At 69.2% G+C, this 20,794-nt stretch carries 16 protein-coding genes; 12 read left to right on the top strand and 4 right to left on the bottom strand.

The features are described from left to right. Nucleotides 1–14: 14 nt before the first annotated feature. The 4 genes from aroA to ABZV44_RS10060 all read left to right on the top strand — a co-directional run bounded on the left by aroA (nt 15) and on the right by ABZV44_RS10060 (nt 3,133). Nucleotides 15–1,298: a 3-phosphoshikimate 1-carboxyvinyltransferase gene (gene aroA / locus ABZV44_RS10075; RefSeq protein ID WP_354833982.1), complete on the top strand. Its 1,284-nt coding sequence runs from the start codon at nt 15–17 to the stop codon at nt 1,296–1,298. Next, nucleotides 1,259–2,302, top strand: coding sequence for a ribosome small subunit-dependent GTPase A (gene rsgA / locus ABZV44_RS10070; RefSeq protein ID WP_354834138.1), 1,044 nt, complete (start codon nt 1,259–1,261; stop codon nt 2,300–2,302). Before aroA ends, rsgA begins: the two co-directional genes overlap by 40 nt. A gap of 72 nt (nt 2,303–2,374) precedes the next feature. After that, the gene (locus tag ABZV44_RS10065; RefSeq protein ID WP_354833980.1) at nt 2,375–2,593 is read left to right on the top strand and encodes a hypothetical protein; all 219 of its coding nucleotides are present in this window, start codon (nt 2,375–2,377) and stop codon (nt 2,591–2,593) included. Between the two features lie 15 nt (nt 2,594–2,608). Continuing rightward, nucleotides 2,609–3,133, top strand: a complete 525-nt coding sequence (locus tag ABZV44_RS10060; RefSeq protein WP_354833978.1) for a nitroreductase family deazaflavin-dependent oxidoreductase — start codon at nt 2,609–2,611, stop codon at nt 3,131–3,133. Between the two features lie 57 nt (nt 3,134–3,190). On the opposite strand, the gene ABZV44_RS10055 is transcribed toward ABZV44_RS10060, so the two are convergent. Further along, entirely contained in the window at nt 3,191–5,863 is a 2,673-nt protein-coding gene (locus ABZV44_RS10055) for an AAA family ATPase (protein WP_354833976.1), read from the bottom strand. A gap of 308 nt (nt 5,864–6,171) precedes the next feature. On the opposite strand from ABZV44_RS10055, the gene ABZV44_RS10050 reads away from it, so the two are divergent. Next, nucleotides 6,172–6,375 carry a chaplin gene (locus tag ABZV44_RS10050; protein ID WP_354833975.1) on the top strand — a complete coding sequence of 68 codons (204 nt, stop codon included), beginning with the start codon at nt 6,172–6,174 and terminating at the stop codon, nt 6,373–6,375. A 99-nt stretch (nt 6,376–6,474) separates the two neighbouring features. After that, a complete protein-coding gene (locus tag ABZV44_RS10045) occupies nt 6,475–6,792 on the top strand; it encodes a hypothetical protein (RefSeq protein WP_354833973.1) in 318 nt (105 codons plus the stop codon). 31 nt (nt 6,793–6,823) lie between these two features. On the opposite strand, the gene ABZV44_RS10040 is transcribed toward ABZV44_RS10045, so the two are convergent. The 3 genes from ABZV44_RS10040 to secA form a co-directional block, all read right to left on the bottom strand. Further along, nucleotides 6,824–9,445, bottom strand: coding sequence for an AAA family ATPase (locus tag ABZV44_RS10040; protein WP_354833971.1), 2,622 nt, complete (start codon nt 9,443–9,445; stop codon nt 6,824–6,826). 421 nt (nt 9,446–9,866) lie between these two features. Next, complete coding sequence (locus tag ABZV44_RS10035) at nt 9,867–10,106, bottom strand: hypothetical protein (RefSeq protein ID WP_354833969.1); 240 nt, start codon at nt 10,104–10,106, stop codon at nt 9,867–9,869. 164 nt (nt 10,107–10,270) lie between these two features. Next, on the bottom strand, nt 10,271–13,105 hold the full coding sequence (gene secA / locus ABZV44_RS10030) for a preprotein translocase subunit SecA (protein ID WP_354833967.1): 2,835 nt from the start codon (nt 13,103–13,105) through the stop codon (nt 10,271–10,273). 483 nt (nt 13,106–13,588) lie between these two features. Between secA and ABZV44_RS10025 the strand changes: the two genes are divergently transcribed. From ABZV44_RS10025 to bluB, 6 genes are all read left to right on the top strand, one after another. After that, nucleotides 13,589–15,010 (top strand): wax ester/triacylglycerol synthase family O-acyltransferase, encoded by a 1,422-nt coding sequence (locus tag ABZV44_RS10025; protein ID WP_354833965.1) that lies wholly within the window; start codon nt 13,589–13,591, stop codon nt 15,008–15,010. A gap of 46 nt (nt 15,011–15,056) precedes the next feature. After that, a complete protein-coding gene (locus ABZV44_RS10020; protein ID WP_354834135.1) occupies nt 15,057–15,593 on the top strand; it encodes a hypothetical protein in 537 nt (178 codons plus the stop codon). Nucleotides 15,594–15,876: 283 nt separating this feature from the next. After that, on the top strand, nt 15,877–17,040 hold the full coding sequence (locus ABZV44_RS10015) for a ferredoxin reductase (protein WP_354833963.1): 1,164 nt from the start codon (nt 15,877–15,879) through the stop codon (nt 17,038–17,040). 131 nt (nt 17,041–17,171) lie between these two features. Next, the gene (locus tag ABZV44_RS10010) at nt 17,172–18,626 is read left to right on the top strand and encodes a fatty acid desaturase (protein WP_354833961.1); all 1,455 of its coding nucleotides are present in this window, start codon (nt 17,172–17,174) and stop codon (nt 18,624–18,626) included. Between the two features lie 95 nt (nt 18,627–18,721). Next, nucleotides 18,722–19,972: an acyl-CoA desaturase gene (locus tag ABZV44_RS10005; RefSeq protein WP_354833959.1), complete on the top strand. Its 1,251-nt coding sequence runs from the start codon at nt 18,722–18,724 to the stop codon at nt 19,970–19,972. 107 nt (nt 19,973–20,079) lie between these two features. After that, nucleotides 20,080–20,748: a 5,6-dimethylbenzimidazole synthase gene (gene bluB, locus ABZV44_RS10000; RefSeq protein WP_354833957.1), complete on the top strand. Its 669-nt coding sequence runs from the start codon at nt 20,080–20,082 to the stop codon at nt 20,746–20,748. Nucleotides 20,749–20,794: the final 46 nt, after the last annotated feature.

The following is a 20,794-nucleotide window of genomic DNA, read 5'->3' as shown; positions in this document are numbered from 1 at the left end:
GCGAAGATGGCCATGTGACTTTCTGGCCCGCGCCCCATGTCCGAGTTCCCGTGCACGCGACCGTGACCCTGCCCGGGTCCAAATCCATTACCAATCGGGCGCTGATCCTCGCCGCGCTGGCGGATCGGCCGTCCACCATCACCGGCGCGCTGCGCAGCCGGGACACCGACCTCATGATCGCGGGGTTGCGGGCCATGGGCACCGGCATCGAGGGCGAGGGCGAGACGCTCACCGTCACTCCGCCCGCCGAATTCACCAGCGCCATGGTCGATTGCGGGCTCGCGGGCACCGTCATGCGCTTCCTGCCGCCGGTGGCGGCGCTGGCGCGCGGCGATGTCGCCTTCGACGGCGACGAGCAGGCGCGGGTGCGGCCACTCGGCACGATCCTGGACGCGCTGCGCGCACTGGGCCTCGACATCGACGGCAACCAGCTGCCCTTCGTGGTGCACGGCATGGGCGCGCTGCGCGGCGGTCCGGTCACCATCGACGCCTCGGGCTCCTCGCAGTTCGTGTCCGGGCTGCTGCTGTCGGCGGCGCGGTTCGAGCAGGGCGTCACCGTGAACCACGACGGCGCGGCGCTGCCGTCCATGCCGCACATCGAGATGACCGTGGAGATGCTGCGGCGGGCCGACGTTCGCGTCGACGCGCCCAACGATCCGCGCAAGGCGCAGACCTGGACCGTGGCCCCCGGCCCGATCCGGGCGGTGGACTGGGAGGTCGAGCCGGACCTGTCCAATGCCACCCCGTTCCTGGCGGCGGCGGCCGTCACCGGCGGCGAGGTGAGCATTCCGCACTGGCCGCGGCTCACCACCCAGCCGGGCGACGTGATCCGGGAGATCCTGGTGCGCATGGGCGCCGAGGCGCGCTTCTTCGACAGCGTGCTCACCGTGCGCGGGCCCGAGCGCCTGGCCGGCATCGACATCGACCTGCACGACGTGGGCGAGCTGACCCCGACCGTGGCCGCCCTTGCGGCACTCGCGGATTCGCCATCCCGGCTGCGCGGCATCGCGCACCTGCGCGGGCACGAGACCGACCGGCTGGCCGCGCTCGCCACCGAGATCAACCGGCTGGGCGGCAAGGTCACCGAGACCGAGGACGGGCTGGCCATCGTGCCCAATCCGCTCACCGGCGGGCAGTGGCGCTCCTACGCCGACCACCGGATGGCCACCGCCGGCGCGATCATCGGCCTGGTGACGCCGGGTGTGGAGATCGAGGACATCGGCACCACCGCCAAGACGCTGCCGAACTTCGTCGACCTCTGGGACAGCATGCTCGGCTCGTCGGGAGCAGACCACTGAGGCGGCGCGAGTACGACGAGTCCGATGTCCGGGTACGCCCGGGCAAGGGCTCGCGTCCGCGCACCAAGACCCGGCCGCAGCACCTGGATGCCGAAGCGGCCATGGTGGTTTCGGTGGACCGCGGACGCTGGGGGTGCGTGCTGGACGGGGATCCGGACCGGCCGCTGACGGCCATGCGGGCGCGCGAGCTCGGCCGCACGCCGATCGTGGTCGGCGATCAGGTGGACGTGGTCGGCGACCTGTCCGGCAAGCCCGACACCCTGGCCCGCATCGTGCGGGTGGTCGATCGGCGAACGGTGTTGCGCCGCACCGCCGATGACACCGATCCGTTCGAGCGCGTGGTGGTGGCCAATGCCGAGCAGCTGTTCATCGTGGTGGCGCTGGCCGATCCGCCACCGCGTACCGGATTCGTGGAGCGGGCCATGGTGGCGGCGTATGTCGGTGGGCTGCAACCGATTCTGTGCCTGACCAAGCACGATCTGGCCGCCGACTCCGAATTCGCGTCGGCCTTCGAGGATTTGGATCTGACCATCGTCTACGGCGGCATCGAGGATCCGCTGGAGCCGGTGCTGGACCTGCTGGACGACAGGCTGACCGCGTTCATCGGGCACTCCGGGGTGGGCAAGTCGACCCTGGTGAACCGGCTGGTTCCGGAGGCGGAGCGCGCTGTCGGCGAGGTGTCCGGGGTCGGCAAGGGCCGGCACACCTCGACCCAGTCGGTGGCGCTGCCGCTGCCCGACGGCGGCTGGGTCGTCGACACGCCCGGTGTGCGCTCGTTCGGCCTGGCGCACATCACCCCCGACGACGTCATCCAGGCGTTCTCCGATCTGGCCGACGCCATCGAGAACTGCCCGCGCGGCTGCACCCACCTGGGCCCGCCCGCCGACCCGGAGTGCGCGCTCGACGAACTGCCCGGCAAGGAGCTCCGGGTCGCTGCCATCCGCCGCCTGCTCACCGCGCTCAATTCGAACGATCCGTGGTTCCGGGGCAGCAGCGACACCTGAAGCTAGCCCTGAGTTAGCTGAGAAATCGCCCATTCGATACCTTTTGTGCATAACCGGCACGAAGGGATGGTCATGAGCGAAGAACTTCCCGAGTTGCGGCACGCCAACGGGCGGCGGCACAGCGATGTCCGGCCCGCACCCGACGAGGCCGATCGATCGGGGCGGGAACAGGACGATTCCGGGCCGCGGGACCAGGACGAGACCCTGCCGCCCGTGCATCGGGACGACCGGTCCCCGGCCGGCGCGCACGATTGGCAGGACGACTGGGATCGGGCGCGCTGGGCGCCCTAGCAACATAATCGGGGCATGGCATTCGCTGAATGGCGGCGCCGGCCCGAGGCGCCCGCCCGCTGGAACCCGCTCCCGCGGCTGGGCCGCGGCCTGGCCCGCCACCGGACCATCATGCGCATCGCACCGGGGGTGTTCGCGCTCGAACGCTTCACGCGGCGAGCAACACACGGCCGCAAGGGAATACTCGATGTCGCGGGCCTGCCCGCGCTGCAGCTCACGGTGGCCGGGCGCCGCACCGGCCTGCCGCGCACGGTCAGCCTGCTCTACGTCCCGGACCCGTACGACGAGAAGCGCTTCCTGATCGTCTCGTCGAACTGGGGCCTACCCGAACAGCCGTCCTGGTCGGCCAATCTGCGCGGCGCCGAACGGGCCGAACTGCTGGTCCGCGGGGAACGGTTCCCGGTCGAGGTGCGGCAGCTGACGGGCGCCGAACGGGATCGCGCGTGGCGGCGGGCGCTGGAGTTCTGGCCGGGTTACGCCATGGAGCAGCGACTCGCGGGCACTCGCCGTTTCCGGCTGTTCGAGCTCACCCGGACCTGATCCGAAAATTGCTGCTGGACATTAGCTGTCAGCGTTCGCGGCGGCCGGAACCACGCCTCAGTGCGGGCGCGTCAGGCGCATGCCATTGTCGAAGTCGATGCCCCGCAGCTCGGAACGGCTGGTGAGACCGAGCTTCTCGAGAATCCGGGACATGTGGTGCCCGACCGTGCGCGGGCTGACGAACAGTTCCGCGCCGATCTCCCGATTGGTGAGCCCCTGGGCGGCCAGCCGGGCCACCTGGGACTCCTGCGCGGTGAGCGGTGTAGAGCCGGCGCCGGGCTTGACGCCGGTGCCGGTGAGCTCCAGCTCGGAGCGGGTGCGGGTGGCCCAGGCGGTGGCGCCGATGAGGTCGAAAGCGTCGGCGGCGGCGCGCAATTGCTCGGCGGCGTCGCGGCGGCGGCGGACCCGGCGCAGCCACTTGCCGTAGAGCAGCTGGGTACGGGCGCGGCCGAAGCTGGTATGCCGGGTGTCGCCGACCGCCAGGGCACGGCGGTAGTAGTGCTCGGCGCGGTCTTCGTCGGCCAGCAGCGCCCGGCAGGCGTAGGCGGTCGTCAGTGCCCAGCGAGCTCGCGTGCGCCGCGTCCAGGCCGCGATCAGCTCCGCGTACTCGGCCGCCTCGTCGAAACGGCCCACGCGGCAGGCGGCCTCGACCGTGTCGAGGGTGGCCAGCCGGGCCAGCGTGGGATGCGCGGCCTCGTGGCCGGGCAGGTAGAGCGCGCGCAGGCGGCGATAGGCCGACTCGGCATCCCCGGCGGTCAGCGAGTGGAAGCCGTGATGCCAGTACGCGCCGCCGATCAGCGCCGACACCGCGTGCGGGCGGGCCAGGGCCAGCGCGCGATCCACGCTCTCGGCCACCGTGTCCGCGTCGCCGCGCTGGGCGGCCAGCCGGGCCCGCAGGTTCCAGCACTGGGCCAGGATATTGCCCGCGCCCGCGCCCGCGGCCAGGTCGAACGCCTCGGCCAGGGTGCTCTCCCCCGCTTCCCAGTGACCGGTGGCGAACTGCACCACGGCCAGTTGCGGCAGCACGCCGAGCGTGGCCGGCCGGCCGGCCGAATCGCGCAGGCCCCCGGCCACTCTGAGGTACGGCTCCAGCGCCCGCTCGGCCAGACCCCACTCGAGCAATTGCCCGGCCGGCGGCAGCAGACGCGCGGCCGCGATGGGCGAGGACGTGGCCCCGGCCGCTTCGAGCTGACCGTCCAGCGGCAGGTCCGCGGCGCGGCCCACCGACCAGGCCGCCCGGTCGGCGAGCAGCCGCAGGCCGGCCGCGAGGCCGGTGCCGCCGCCCTGCCATCGCGAATCCGGGTTCACGGCAGCGGTTTCCGGCCTCGCGGCGGATGCGCGGACGGCCTCGGCATCACGCAGCAGCAGGATGTGCGCCTGGGCCGGGTCGCCGGTGACGAATTCCAGCAGGCCGGACAGGCCGCCGCTGGCCGCGGCGATGGCGGCGGGCGTGGTGCGGGTCTCGGCGAGAACGAGCAGACGCTGCGCCGACTCGATATCACCGCCCTCCCAGGCGAATCGGGCCGCTCCGGCCAGCCGCACTCCGGCGGTGTCCGGGTCCGGGGTGATGGCCGCGGCGCGGCGCAGCACCGCGGCCGCGGCCAGCGTTCCGGCGCTGGCCCGCACCCGCTCGACACCGTCGGCGAGCGACTGTGCCAGCGTGGGATTCGGGCCATCGAGGACGGCGGCCAGCTGCCAGGTGCGCAGGTCGGCGTTCTCGGGGCCGGGCAGGGCATCGGCCAGGGCCAGGTGGACGGTGCGGCGCTCGGCCGTGGACGCGGCGTCGTAGGCCGCGCCGCAGAGCAGACGATGCCGCATTTCGACGCGCCCGTCGGTAACCGTGAGCAGCCCGGCCGCCACCGCCGACTCCCAATCCGCCGCGGTGACACCGAGTTCGGTCGCGGCCGTCGCGACCGGGCACAGCGTGCCCGCATCCGCCGCGGCCACCACGGTCAGCAGGATCCGCACCCGCGGCTCCAGGGCGGCCAGCCGATCGGCGAAGGCGGCACGCAGCCGCGGACCGAAAGGCGCCGGTCCGCAACCGATTCCGGCGCCGTCCTCGGAGTCGATCGGAAATTCCCGCAGCGCCAGCGGATTGCCGTCGGCCAGTCGCAGCATGCGCGTTGCGCGCGGCTCGCCGATGCCGCCGGAGCGCAGGGCCAGCAGCCGTCGCGCGTGCTCCTCGGTCAGCGGTGCGACGGGCAGCACGGGCAGCGCCTGCCACACCGTGGTGGCCGGGCATTCACGCATGGCGGCCAGCAGCGCCACCCGGCCGGCGCCCAGGCGGCGCAGCGCGAAGGTGAGCGCCTGCCCGGTCGCGGCGTCCACCCACTGGGCGTCGTCGACGATGAGCAGCAACGGCCGTTCCCGGGCGACCGTCGCCAGCAGTGTCACCAGGGCCGCGCCCACCAGGAAGCGATCGGCCGGCCCGGCGCCCCGGCCGAGAGCCGCGGCCAGGGCCCGCGCCTGCGGGACGGGCAGCGCGGCGACCCGATCGATCAGCGAGAGCAGCAGTTCGTGCAGCGCGCCGAAATCCAGCTCCGATTCGGCGGGAAATCCACGGCAGGTCACCACTCGAAAATCGGTGGCACGTAGCTCGGCGTCGCGTAACAGGGCGGTTTTTCCGATTCCCGGTTCACCCCACAAGAGCAATCCCCCGCCGCGACCGGCGCGCGCCTCGCTCAATACACGAGACAGTTCGGCCTGTTCTCGCTCCCTCCCCTGGAGCATCCGGATATCGCGCACATTGCAAGCTACCTCGACGGCCGAGAGCCGGACAAACTCGAAGTCGCCGCCGTCCCATCGGCTGAGATCAACTGGGAGATATGCGATTCCGAGTCTTTCATCGATGACCGATACGATGACCGATACAGCGACCGATTTTGATTCGTATACTGTCGGCTAAAATGCTGCACGGATTCGATCCGAAATCGGGCGACTCGCCCAATTCGATATCCATTGCATTCCCAGAAGATTGCGTGCTAAACATTCGCCATCAGCTCAATTTCCGCTGATTCGATTGATTCCAAGGAGATTTCATGCGCAAGATCCGTGTTCTGGGTGTGGCCGCCGCTGCCACCGGTCTGCTGTTCGCCGGTGCGGGCCTGGCTTCCGCCGACGGCGCCGCCCCCACCACGCCGACCACCGGATCGGCCGAGATCCTCACCAACGTCATCAAGGCGCTGATCACCGGTAGCGCCTCCACCCCGGGCACTACGCCGCCCGCCACCACCGGAAACTGATCCGACCGGTTCCCACGCCGTCCCGGATCGACGCCGGAGGGGTCGCCGATCCTGGCGGCCCAGGGTGCGGACACCGCCGGAAATAGTTAGCCTGCCGAGGTGGAAGACCGTGAGCGCAAGGAATTTTCGCCGCTCCTCGATGACGCCCTCGGACCCGGCGCGCCCGTCACCCCGGAAGTCCGGATAGGGCGTAATGATCCGGACGGCGTGCTGCCGGAATGCGTGCGCTGTGGAAAGCCCGCCGCCCTACACCTGCGGGCGGTGTGGCTTTCCACCCGCGCCGTGCTCGCCGGAGACACCGATGTGGACAACCTGATCCAGGTACACGCCTGCGGTGGCTGCGCGGGCAGCGTGGCCGGGATGATCCTCATCAACTGGGACCCGCGCTACTGGGGCGAGTCGGTCCACCTGGAATAACGCCCGGGAGCGTCACTCCGATACGAGAACGTCAGCGCGGCCGCACAATTCGCATGCCATTGTCGAAATCCACGTCGACCAGATCGGTCCGGCCGCTGAGCCCGAGCTTGCCGAACACCCGAGACAGGTGATGGCCCACCGTGCGCGGACTCAGGAACAGGTCGGTCCCGATCTCCCGGTTGGTCAGGCCCTGCGCCGCCAGCCGCGCGACCCGCAGCTCCTGCGCCGTCAGCACCGAGGTCTCGCCGTGCGCGGTGACCGGCGCGGCCCGGCGGCCGGTCAGCTCGAGTTCCTGCCGGGCGCGCATCACCCACTGGGCAGCGCCCATGCCCTCGAACGCCTCGGCGGCCGTGCGCAATTGCTCGGCCGCGTCGGCGCGCCGCCGCGCCCGGCGCAGCCACTTGCCGTAGAGCAGCTGGGTGCGGACATGATTCAGATCGTGGCGGGTGCGCCGGACGGCCAGCGCACGCCGGAAGTAGTGGCCGGCCCGATCGCCGGAGCACAGCAGGGCCCGGCAGGTGTAGGCGGCCGAGAGCGCCCAATCCGCGCGGGACCGCACCGCCCAATCCCGGATCTCCCCGTAGTATTCGAGCGCGTCGGCCTGCCGGCCGACCCGGGTGGCGGCCTCCACCAGCTCCACCGCGGCCAGCCGCGCGTAGGTCGGATGCCGGGCGTCGTGCCCCGGCTGGGCCAGGGTCCGCAACCGCAGGTACGCGGTCTCCGGATCGCCGAGGCTCAGCGCGTGGAAGCCCAGATGCCAGTGCGCCGACGCGATGAGCGCGTGCGACCGGCGCGGCCGCGCCAGCGCCAGCACCCGGTCCGCGCTGTCCAGCACGGTGTCCGAATCACCGTGCAGCGCGGCGATCTTCGCGCGCAGGGCCCAGCACTGGGCGAGCACGTTCTCCACCCCGCCCGCAGTGGCCAGTTCGAACGCCTCGGCCAAGGTCTGCTCGGCGGCCGCGAACCGGCCATTGGCGAACTGGATGATCGCCAGCTGCGGTAGTAGCGACACCGCGGCGGGCGCCGAACTGCCCCGCAGGTACGCCGCCGCCTGGGTGTACGGCTCCAGGGCCGCGTCCGCCATTCCCCACAGCAGCACCAGCGGCGCCGGCGGCAGCGGCCGGATCATGGTGTGGAAGCGCGAAATACCCTCCCGCACAGTTATTTCCGCGGGATCCAGATCGAGGATGCCGTGCCCGGCCACCCAGCGCGCGCGTTCGGCGTCGATCCGCAGGAGCACGGCCGTCTCGGGATCCACCAGCTCGGCATCGCGCAGCAGCAGCCGGCTCGCCCGCTCCGGTTCTCCCGCAACGAATTCCAGCAGCCCGGCCAGCCCGCGCCCGGCCACCGCGGCCCGCTCCGGCCCGAGCCGGGCGGTGGCGCGATCGAGCAGGCCGCGCGCGGAGGCGATATCGCCGCCCGCCCAGGCGGATCGACCGGCCGCGGCCAGCCGCTCCCCCGCCCGCTCCGGATCCGGCGTGATGGCGGCGGCCTGCCGCAGCATGGCAGCGGCGGTCATGTGCCCGTGATCCGAGCCGGCGGCAACAGCGGTCAAGGCCGCGGCCAGCTCCTCGTCCGGGCACTCGGCGGCCATGGCCCGGTGCCAGATGCGCAGATCCGCCGTGCCCGGTCCGGTCAGCGCGTCCGCCACGGCCAGCTGCGCGGCGCGGCGCTCGGCGGCCGAGGCGGCATCGTGAACGGCGGCGCACAGCAGGGCGTGGGTGCGTTCCACCCGGCCGTCGCCGACCGTGAGCAGGCCTGCGGCCGTGGCGAATTCCCACGCGGCGTCATCGACGCCGAGGGCCGCCGCGGCGGTGGTCACGATACCCAGCACGCCGCGGGTCTCGGTGGCGGCGACGGTCAGCAGCACGCGCACCCCGGCGGGCAGCGCGGCGACGCGATCGCGGAAGGCCGCGCGCAGTCCGGGCCCCAGCGCCATCGGCTCGGGCGCGGTGCCCGCGAGATCACCGACGATATCCGGCAATTCGTGCAGCGCCAGCGGATTGCCACCGGCTACGTCGAGGATCCGGGCCAGCCGCAACGCGCCCAGCGGGCCGTGCCGCTCGGCGACGAGACGGCGGGCGTCGGCATCGGGCAGGCCGGTGACCGGCAGCGCGGGCAGTTCCCGCCAGAGCGTGTCGGCCGGATCGTCGCGCAGCGCCACCAGCAGCGTCACCGGCGCCGCGGTCAGCCGGCGGATGGCGAACACGAGCGCCTGCGCCGACTCCGGATCCACCAGCCGGGCCTGGTCCACGACCAGCAGCAGGGGGCCCTCGGCCGCGAGCGCCGACAGCAGCCGCACCAGGGCGGCGCCGACCAGGAAGGCGTCGGCCGCACCGGCGTCCAAGCCGAGCACCACGCCCAGAGCCCGGGACTGGGCGGTGGGCAGCGTCGGCAGCCGGTCGGCCACCGGCAGCAGAAGTTCGTGCAGGGCAGCGAAATTCAGTTCGGATTCGGTGCTCATGCCCTGACAGCGCAGCACCCGGAAATCGGCGGCGCGATCGATGGCGGTGCGCAGCAGCGCGGTCTTGCCGATGGCCGGATCGCCATACAGCACCAGCGCCGATCCCCGCCCCGAACGGGCCGCCGCGAGAGCGCGATCCAACTGGCTCCGTTCAGGTTCCCGCCCGTAAAACTTCAGGTCCTCCCACACATCCGGGAATTTAGCCCAGCTAATAGAGCGCAACCAAGCTACCGCCGAGTAAATGGCACAAAATGTCTCGAATGACGCACATCACAAATTTGAGGGGGGTAATTCAATTAACGCGCAGCCCGGTTCGCGCGATAAAAATGCCCTTGATTGCGATCCCGGCGAAGCTAAAAGGGTACGAATGGGATTCGGATCGGCGACAGGCCGCAACGACCGCACCCAGAGACCGAATACCCGTTGCCGGGCCGCCGAAACACCTGAGCGGCAGGAAATTTCACCGAACGCCGACCCGAGCAACCCTGCCGTCGCCCGAATTGTCCGCTTCCTTCGGAATCGGCCCTCTGATTCGTTCCCGAAAACGACAGTGCCCCCGGCGATTTCGCCGAGGGCACGGTTTCCGTTCGAGCCGGAGACCGGCGTTCGATCAACGGAAGATGGTCATGTACCACAGGCCGTCGGCGCCCTGATCGCACCGCCACTGCCAGCCGTCCTCGCCGCGCAGCTGCACGCCGCCCGCCTGGAACTGGCCGCCATTGCCGTCGGCGGCGCAGGCGTCGACGGTGGCGTAGTTACCGTCGACCGTCAGGGTCTCCGCGTGCGCGGTCGCGGCGCCCAGCCCGGCGATGCCCAGGGCCATGGCGGTGAGGGCAAAAGTCTTGCGCATGATCGTGATTCCTTCCTGCTCGGCCGCCCCACGGCGACCGGACTGGAACCCATTTCAGCGAACCGATCGTGACTGTTTCATGACCACGCGAAAACCGCTGGTCCAGAGCGGAAAACACTGCGCCCCGGGTGCGAACACCCGGGGCGCAGTGGGTTTCGCTTCGCTCAGTGGCGGCGCTTGGAGCGCGGGGCGCGGTCGGCCTTGCCCTGGGCGCGGGCCGCCTCCCGGCGCTCGCGGCGGGTGCCGCCCTGACCGTCCTCGAGGCCGTACTCGTCACGGTCGCTGCGGATGGCGGCATGACCGCCCTCGTCCGGACCGGAGTAGGACAGGCCGCGCGGACCGGACTCGTCGATGCCCTTGGCGCGCAGGGCCGCCGGAGCGCCATTGCCGTTGGCGGCCGCGTCCTCCTCGGTGGGGAGCGGGCGGTTGCCGACCGGCGACTGCAGGCCCGCGGCCACGTTCACGCCGACCGGCTGCGGCTGCTGCACCTCGACCTGGAGGTTGAACAGGAAGCCGACCGACTCCTCCTTGAGGCCGTCGAGCATGGCCGCGAACATGTCGAAGCCCTCGCGCTGGTACTCGACCAGCGGGTCGCGCTGCGCCATGGCGCGCAGGCCGATGCCCTCCTTGAGGTAGTCCATCTCGTAGAGGTGCTCACGCCACTTGCGGTCCAGGACGCTCAGCAGGATCTGGCGCTCCAGATTGCGCATGCTGCCCTCGCCCGCGAGGCCGTCGATCTCCGACTCGCGGTTGTCGTAGGCGGCGTGCGCGTCCTCGAGCACCGCGTCCAGCAGCTCCTCGCGGGTCAGCTCGCCCACCTCGCCGCCGTCGCTCTCCCCGGTGAGGTCCTTGTAGTCGATGCCGATGGGGTACAGCGTCTTCAGCGCGCCCCACAGCTTCTCCAGATCCCAGTCCTCGACATAGCCCTCGGCCGTGGCGCCATTGACGTAGGCGGTGATCACGTCGGTGATCATCTCCTGCACCTGGCCCTCCATGTCCTCGCCCTCGAGGATGCGGGCGCGCTCGGCGTAGATCACCATGCGCTGCTGGTTCATGACCTCGTCGTACTTGAGGACGTTCTTGCGGATCTCGAAGTTCTGCTGCTCGACCTGGGTCTGCGCGGACTTGATGGCACGCGAGACCATCTTGGCCTCGATCGGCACATCGTCGGGCAGGTTGAGCCGGGTCATGATCGACTCGAGCGCGGCGCCGTTGAAGCGCCGCATCAGCTCGTCGCCCAGCGACAGATAGAACCGGGACTCGCCCGGGTCGCCCTGACGGCCGGAACGACCGCGCAGCTGGTTGTCGATGCGCCGCGACTCGTGCCGCTCGGTGCCCAGCACGTAGAGGCCACCCGCGTCGCGGACCGCCTCGGCGTCCTCGTCCACCTGCTCCTTGACCCGCTCGAGGGTCGGGTGCCAGTGGGCCTCGTACTGGTCCGGGGTCTCCACCGGGTCCAGGCCCTGCCGGCGCAGCAGGATGTCGGCGATGATGTCCGGGTTGCCGCCCAGCACGATGTCGGTACCACGGCCGGCCATATTGGTGGCGACGGTGACCGCGCCCGGGCGACCCGCCTCGGCGACGATCTGCGCTTCCTGCTCGTGGAACTTGGCGTTCAGCACGTTGTGCGGGATACCGCGCTTGGTCAGCAGCTTGGACAGGTACTCCGAGCGCTCGACCGAGGTGGTGCCGACCAGGACCGGCTGACCCAGCTCGTGCTTCTCCTGGATGTCGTCGGCGACCGCGGCGAACTTGGCCTCTTCGGTCTTGTAGATCAGATCGGACTGATCCTGACGGACCATCGGCTTGTTGGTGGGGATCGGCACCACACCCAGGCCGTAGGTCTGGTGCAGCTCGGCCGCCTCGGTCTCGGCGGTACCGGTCATGCCCGAGAGCTTGTCGTAGAGACGGAAGTAGTTCTGCAGCGTGATGGTGGCCAGCGTCTGGTTCTCCGGCTGGATCTCCACGCCCTCCTTGGCCTCGATGGCCTGGTGCATGCCCTCGTTGTAGCGGCGGCCCACCAGGATTCGGCCGGTGAACTCGTCGACGATGATGACCTCGCCGCTGCGGACGATGTAGTCCTTGTCCTTGGTGTAGAGCTCCTTCGCCTTGATGGCGTTGTTCAGGTAGCTCACCAGCGGCGAGTTGGCCGCCTCGTACAGGTTGTCGATGCCCAGCTGGTCCTCGACGAATTCGACGCCCGCCTCGTGCACACCGATGGTGCGCTTCTTGATGTCGACCTCGTAGTGCAGGTCCTTCTTCAGCAGCGGCGCGATGCGCGCGAACTCCGCGTACCACTTCGAGGAGGCGTCGGCCGGGCCCGAGATGATCAGCGGGGTGCGGGCCTCGTCGATGAGGATGGAGTCGACCTCGTCGACGATGGCGAAGTTGTGCCCGCGCTGGACCAGATCGTCCAGCGAGTGGGTCATGTTGTCGCGCAGGTAGTCGAAGCCGAACTCGTTGTTGGTGCCGTAGGTGATGTCCGCGGCGTACGCCTCGCGACGCTCGGCCGGGCTCATGCCGCCCAGGATCACGCCGACTTCGAGACCGAGGAAGCGGTGCACGCGGCCCATCCACTCGGCGTCGCGCTTGGCCAGGTAGTCGTTGACGGTGACGACGTGCACGCCCTCGCCGGAGATGGCGTTGAGGTAGGCGGGCAGCACACAGGTCAGGGTCTTGCCCTCACCGGTCTTCATCTCCGCCACATTGCCGATGTGCAGGGCGCCGCCGCCCATGATCTGCACCTTGTAGTGCTTCTGGTTCAGGACTCGCCAGGACGCTTCCCGCGCGGTCGCGAAGGCTTCCAGCAGCAGCTCGTCGAGGCTCTCGCCGTCGGCGTAGCGCTGCTGGAACTCCGCGGTCTTGGCCTGCAGCTCGGCGTCGGTGAGGGCCGTGTACTCCTCGTCGAGGGCGATGACCTCGTCCGCCAGACTTGCCAGCCGCTTGACCGTGCGACCTTCACCAATCCGTAGCAACCTTGAAAAACTCAGCGCAGGCACGGGTCTTGTAGTCCTCTGGTCGGTGTTGTCGGTAGCCCCCACCATGGCGGGAAGCCTGCGCGCGGGCGCGCAATCACTAGCCATGGTAATCCGGAGCCCATCGTAGGTGCTGAACTGCGCGGGCGAGGGCGTGCGTGCTGAGGGAAAGCTGTGAAACCGGGCCGCCCGCACGGTTGCCCGGGAGCCGATCGGGGCCGCCGGCGACCGTTCAGCGAATGATCTTGCGTCCGAGGCTGATTCGTTACCCCTGACGTAGGATGTAGGGGGTCCGGCGTGCGGAGGCCTGCGCCCGCGCACCCGGAGCTGGGGACACCGCTGACGGTGTGTGATCTCGGGCAGTGCCGCCCATCCATCCCCCCAGGTGATCGGATTGCGATAGCTTGCCTTCGAAGAATGCCACGGCAACATTTGATGGAAGAACCGCCGGCGCCTAGGCAGGGGGACACTGCGGGCGCAGGCAGGGACTAGGGAGTAGCGGGCAGCGTGATCACCAGACTGACGCCCCAGGACGCGTCGTTCTACCGGCTGGAATCCAGCAGCAACCCCATGCACATCGGTTCCCTGGCCATCCTGCGCAATCCCGCGCCGGCCGGAAACTCGGGGCACGGGCCGCTGGATTATGACCGGCTGGCAACCCTGGTCGAGTCGCGGCTGCCGCTGGTGCCGCTGTACCGCCGCAAGGTGCGGGAGATCCCGTTCACGCTGGGCCGCCCGGTGTGGGTGGACGACAGCCACTTCGACATCACCTATCACATCCGCCGCTCCGCCCTGCCCGAGCCGGGTACCGACGAGCAGCTGCTCGACCTGGTGGCGCGGCTGGCGTCACGCCCCCTCGACCCCTCCCGGCCGCTGTGGGAGATGTACCTGGTCGAGGGCCTGTCCGAGGGCCGCTGCGCCATCTTCACCAAGACCCATTCCGCCCTGGTCGACGGGGACAGCGCGCTCGAGATCGGGCATGTGATCCTGGACACCTCGACCGCGCCCCGCGAGGTCGCCGACGACGCCTGGATCGCCCATCGCGAGCCCGCCGACCTCGAACTGCTGCTCGGCGCGGTGCTGCACCTGGCCACCCAGCCGCGTGAGGGCCTGGAGGTGGCCCGCCACCACGTGGCCGAGGCCTTCGCCATGGTCGACGCCACCGGCAAGGCGGTGCAGAAGCTGGTGTCCATGGTCCGGACCGCGGCCATCGGCGCGCCCGACAGCCCCCTGAACACCCGCACCTCGCGCAATCGCCGGTTCGAGGTGGTGCGCACGGATCTCGAGGACTACCGCAAGATCCGCAAGCGGTTCGACTGCTCCATCAACGACGTGATCCTCGCGGTGGTGACGGGGGCGCTGCGCAATTGGCTGCTCTCACGCGGGCAGGTGCTGACCGAGGCCGACGCGCTGCGGGCGGTCGTCCCCATGTCGGTCTATGCCGACGGACCGAACGGTGAGCTCAAACCCGCGGGCGAGGTCACCTCGCTGCTGGTGGATCTGCCGGTGGGCGAACCGAATCCGGTGATCCGCATGGAGCACATCAAGCACGCGACCGAACCCCATTCCCGGCATCAGCTCGGGGTCCGCGCCCGCACGCTGATGCACATGGCCGGATTCGCTCCGGCGAGCCTGCATGCCATGAGCGTGCGGTCGGCGAGTACTTTTGCAGAGCACACGTTCAATCTGGTGATCACCAACGCGCCGGGTCCGCAGCAGCCCATGTACATCGGCGGCGCGCGGATGCTGGAGATGTACCCGGTGTCGCCGCTGCTGCGCTTTCAGGCTCTGAGCATCGGGCTCACGTCCTACGACGGACGGGTGTTCTACGGACTCACCGCCGATCGCGACGCCATGGCGGACATCGCGGTGCTGACCGCTTCGGTGCACGAGTCGATGGAGGAGATGCTCGGTGCCTGCGTCCAGTGAGTCGTCCCGCGTCTCGAAGAAACTACGGGTCTACGTCCCGGCCACGATGCCGATGCTGCGGGAACTGGTCGCCGACCGCGAGATTCGCGCCCTCAACGACACCGCCTTCGCGGTGACGCCGGCGCTGCGCGAGGCCTATGCCTCCGGCGACGACGAGGAGCTGGCCGAGGTCGCCATGGCCGAGGCCGCACGCGCCTCGCTGCGACTGCTCGCCGAGGAACAGGCCGCCGCGGAGGTCCGCGGCGATCGCGCGGGCGACGAATCCGGCGACGAATCGGATCCGGCCCCGGCCGGACCGGTCTTCCGTCGCGCCGTCATCGCCGCCGATGTGGACGGCGCGACCCTGCGCCCGGATCTGGACGACGCCGTGGTGCGGCTGTCCGGCCCGATCGCCTACGACCGCATCGCGTCCATCCACGTGGACCTGGCCGAAGCCGAATCCGAGGTCGCCAAGGCCGTCGAGGTCATCGACGCCGCCGACATGGGCGACGCCGACGCCGAATTCGTGCTCGGCGACGCCGAGGACCACCAGCTCGCCTGGTACGCAGCGCAAGAACTCCCCTTCTTGCTCGATCTCCTGTAATCCCACAGGCAGGTTCGCGTAACCCACAGGTTCGCGGCCGTCTCGATTCTGGACTGCGGCTGGAATCGACCTCCGCCTTGGAGCGGGGGAGCGAAGCGGAGGACGGAAGAATCGAGACCTCAGGGCCGCGAACCCGCCCCGGTGCGAAGCGGAGGGGCAATCCAACACAGCCCCCGTAACCTACGATGCCGTAACCTGGCTGTGATGGTTGCTCATCACATGGGCGACAGGCGTACGACGACGCGCTGACCAGCGCGCACGACGACAGGAAGCGTTCCGGGATATGGCATCGAAGAGTGGTGGGTTCTCCGTGCGAGGACTGCGGGACTGGCTGGAAGCCCCCGTGGCCGAAGGCGGCACCGGCGGACGGACTCCCCTCGACGCGCTGCGCGGCGCCGCGGCCCGCATCACCACTCCCCTGCTGCCCGACGACTACCTGCACCTGGTGAACCCGCTGTGGTCGGCGCGCGAGCTGCGCGGCCGCATCGTGGAGGTGCGCAAGGAGACCGCGGATTCGGCCACCCTGGTGATCAAGCCGGGCTGGGGTTTCGACTTCAAATTCGAGCCGGGCCAGTACATCGGCATCGGCGTGCTGGTGGACGGCCGCTGGCACTGGCGCTCGTATTCGCTGACCTGCCCGCCGGATTGGACCGGCGACAGCGCGCACAAGGGCAGGCGGCTCATCTCCATCGCGGTGAAGGCGATGCCGGAGGGCTTCCTGTCCAGCCATATCGTCTCCGGGGTGCCGGCCGGGACCATCGTGCGGCTGGCCGCGCCGCAGGGCGGGTTCGTGCTGCCGGATCCGGCGCCGTCCAAGGTGCTGTTCCTGACCGCGGGCTCGGGCATCACGCCCGTCATGGCCATGCTGCGCACCCTGGATCGCCGCAATGCGGTCCCCGATGTCATGCACATCCACTCCGCCCGCACCCCCGACGACGTGATGTTCGGTGACGAGCTGCGCGACATGCACGACCGGCACCCGGGTTTCACCGCGCACCTGCACCTCACCGGCGAGCAGGGCAAGTTCGCGCTCGCCGATCTGGACGAGGTGGTGCCGGACTGGCGCGAGCGCGAGGTCTGGGCCTGCGGCCCGCTGCCCATGCTGGACGAGATCGAGAAGCATTGGGCCGCCGCCGGTCTGGAGTCCAAGCTGCACGTGGAGCGCTTCGAGATCGAGCGCAACGCCACCGCTGAGGGCGGCACCGTCACCTTCGCCAAGGCCGGCCGCTCGGCCGAGGTGGACGGCGCGACCACGCTGCTGCAGGCCGGTGAGGGCGCGGGCGTGCAGATGCCGTTCGGCTGCCGCATGGGCATCTGCCAGACCTGCGTCGTCACGGTCACCGAGGGCCATGTGCGCGATCTGCGCAACGGCAAGGAGCACCGCGCCGGGGACAAGATCCAGACCTGCATCTCGGCCGCGGCGGGAGACTGCACCCTCGAAGTATGACGCGCACACCGTGTGAGACGACCCCGCCCGAGAACGGCTACCCTCGATAGCAATCGAGCCTGAACACGGTCCCATCGGGACCGACCACCCGCGCAGCGGTGCGAGGCAGATCAACCACGGAAGGACCGCCGGTGGCCATCACCGACATCAAGGCATTCGCTCATCTGACGGCGGCCGATATCGAGACCCTGGGTCAGGAGCTCGACACCGTTCGGCGCGATATCGAGCACTCGCTCGGTGAACGCGATGCCCGCTACATCCGGCGCACCATTGCGGCGCAACGGATTCTGGAGGCCGCCGGCCGCGCCACGCTCTTCGCGTCGAAGAAGCGCTGGGCGTGGCTGACCGGCACCGCACTGCTGTCGGTCGCCAAGATCATCGAGAACATGGAGCTCGGGCACAACATCAGCCACGGGCAATGGGATTGGATGAACGACCCGGAGATCCACTCCACCACCTGGGAGTGGGATATGACGGGCACCTCGGCGCAGTGGAAGGCCGCGCACAACTATTCGCACCACATGTACACCAACATCCTCGACATGGATGACGATCTGGGCTTCGGCATCCTGCGCATGACGCGCGACGAGGAATGGAAGCCGATCAATCTGGCGCAACCGGTGGCGAATCTGTTTCTGGCCGCGCTGTTCGAGTGGGGCATCGCGCTGCACGATCTGGCGGCCACCAAGGAGCAGATGGGTGTGCCCCCGAGCCGGCTCTTCCCCCCGCGCCACATCGTCAACGAACCGAACAAGGCGTTCTGGCGCAAGGCCGGCAAGCAGGTCGCCAAGGATTTCGTGATCTATCCGGCGCTCACCGGCCGCGCCTGGAAGTCGACGCTGAAGGCGAATGCCACCGCGAACCTGATTCGCAATCTGTGGGCGTACGCGGTCATCTTCTGCGGCCATTTCCCGGACGGCGCGGAGAAGTTCACCGAGGAGCAGTTCGAGAACGAGACGCGGGGCGAGTGGTACCTGCGCCAGATGCTGGGCAGCGCCAATTTCGATGCCGGCCCGGTGATGGCGTTCATGAGCGGCAATCTCAGCTACCAGATCGAGCACCACCTGTTCCCGGATGTTCCGAGCAATCGGTATCCCGAGGTCTCGGTGAAGGTGCAGGAGCTGTGCGACAAGTACGACCTGCCGTACACCACCGGCTCGCTGGGCAAGCAATACCTGTTGGCATTCCGCACGATTCACAAGCTGGCGCTGCCGGACCAGTGGCTCAAGCGGACCTCCGACGACGCGCCGGAGACCTCCTCGGAGCGCAAGTTCGCGGGCATCTCGCTGCCGTCCATGCCGACCTGGAACGGCAGCGAATGGCTGGCCGAGCACAGCGCGAGCGAGTGGCTGGCCGAGCACCAGCCGCGCTGGGGCCTGGACCCCGAGACCGGTGAGCGGCGCGGGCTGCGGTCGGCCATGCAGGAGGCCAAGGTGGCGCTCAAGGAGAAGGCCGCGCACGAGAAGCAGGTGTTGCGCGAGGCCAAGGCCGCACTGCAGGAAAAGGCCCGGACGGAAAAGGCCGCGTTCGCCGACAAAGCACAACGCGGAGGTTGGTTCTCGCGTAAACTCCGACGCAATCGTTAGCAGAGTCGAGTCACGAAAACAATGCGGTATTCGACACGTTAGAGATTCGATCTTCGCCAACCTACGGGACCGTAACCTACGGTAGTGTAACCGCCATGGCGATCTCGGATGTCAAGGAATACGCGCACCTCACCCCGGAGGACGTCGAAGCGATCGGGGCGGAGCTGGACGCCATCCGCCGTGAGGTCGAATCGTCCCTGGGCGAGCAGGATGCCCGTTACATCCGCAATGTGATCCGTCTCCAGCGCGGCCTCGAAATCAGTGGCCGCGCAGTGCTTTTCGCGAGTCTCTTCCCGCCTGCGTGGCTGGCCGGCGTGGCCCTGCTGGGTACCGCCAAGATCATCGAGAACATGGAGATCGGCCACAATGTGATGCACGGGCAGTGGGACTGGATGAACGATCCGGAAATCCACTCCACCAAATGGGAATGGGACAACGCGGGCCCGTCCGAACACTGGAAGATCACCCACAACTTCCTGCACCACAAGTACACCAATGTGCTGGGCATGGATGACGACATCGGCTACGGCCTGCTGCGCGTCACCCGCGATCAGCGCTGGTCGCCGTTCTATCTCGGACAGCCGGTCTACAACCTGCTGCTGCAGATGTTCTTCGAATACGGTGTCGCCATCCAGCATCTGGAACTGGGCAAGGTCGCCAAGAAGAAGTGGGCCCCCGGTTCGCCCGAGCGCATCCAGTTCGAGGAGGACCGCAAGACCGTTCTGAAGAAGATCGGCAAGCAGGCCGCCAAGGACTACCTGATCTTCCCGCTGCTCACCGGCCCGGCCTTCCTGGGCACGCTGACCGCGAATCTGGCCGCGAACGTCGTCCGGAACGTGTGGACCAATGCGGTCATCTTCTGCGGCCATTTCCCCGACGGCGCCGAGAAGTTCACCAGGTTCGACTGCGACAACGAGACGCAGGGCGAGTGGTACCTGCGGCAGATGCTGGGTTCGGCCAACATCTCCGGTGGCCCGCTCATGCATTTCATGACCGGCAACCTCTCGCACCAGATCGAGCACCACCTGTACCCGGACATCCCGTCCAACCATCTGTCGGCCATCGCGGTGCGGGTGCGGGCGCTGTGCGAGAAGTACGACCTGCCCTACACCACGGGTTCGCTGCCGGTGCAGTACGCCAAGTCGTGGCGCACCATCATGAAGCTGTCGCTGCCCAACAAGTACCTGCGCCGCTCCACCGACGACGCTCCGGAAACCAAGTCGGAGAAGATCTTCGGCGGCGAGTCCACCATCGACCCGATGACCGGACGCCGCCGCGGCCTGCGCACCGCGCTGCGGGAGGGCCGCCGCAAGCTGTCCCGGCGCGAACCGGCCCTGGTCGGCTGAGCCACCCGGCATCCCGAAACGCCCCCCGCCGAGTTTCCGGCAGGGGGCGTTTTCGCGGGAATGGGCCGATGACCCCCGTCGACCTCCGGCCTGGTTCACTGGACGCCGTGTGTTCCGAAGGTCCTGTCAGCGCCACCGAATGTCTGAGCGTCTACGACGCCATCAAACTGCGTCGTGATGTCCGCGCCGAATTCACCGGCGAGGTGGTCGACGACACCACGCTGCTCCGGATTCTCGAGGCGGCGCATCGGGCGCCCAGCGTCGGCAATTCGATGCCGTGGGATTTCGTGGTGCTGCGAGATCCGGCCACGCTGACCACGTTCGCCGATCATGTGGCCGAGAAGCGGCAGCAGTTCCACGACTCGCTGCCGTCCGATCGCGCCCAGACCTTCAATCCGATCAAGATCGAAGGAATTGTGGAGAGCGGCACCGGCATCGTGGTGACCCACAATCAGGCGCGCGGCGGCACCCACGTGCTGGGTCGCGCGACCGTGCCGGAGACCGGCATCTACTCCACCATCCTGGCCATCCAGAACCTGTGGCTGGCCGCCACCGCCGAGGGCGTGGGCGTGGGCTGGGTGAGCTTCTACGACGAGCCGTTCCTCACCGACCTGCTCTCGCTGCCGCCGGGCGTGAAACCGGTCGCCTGGCTCTGTGTCGGCCCGGTCGACGAGTTCCAGCAGGTCCCGGACCTCGAGCGCTTCGGCTGGCGCCATCGGCGGCCCCTCGAATCGGCCGTGCACTGGGAACGATTCACGCCACGCACGGACGATTAGCCACGGACCGGCAGTCCCTGGACCAAGCCGGTCTGGTTACGCTCCC

This window comes from Nocardia sp. NPDC004860 (genome assembly GCF_040609015.1).
In the GTDB taxonomy this organism is placed as follows: domain Bacteria; phylum Actinomycetota; class Actinomycetes; order Mycobacteriales; family Mycobacteriaceae; genus Nocardia.
Note: the sequence above shows the minus strand (reverse complement) of the source record. Positions and strands in the feature narration are given on the sequence as shown.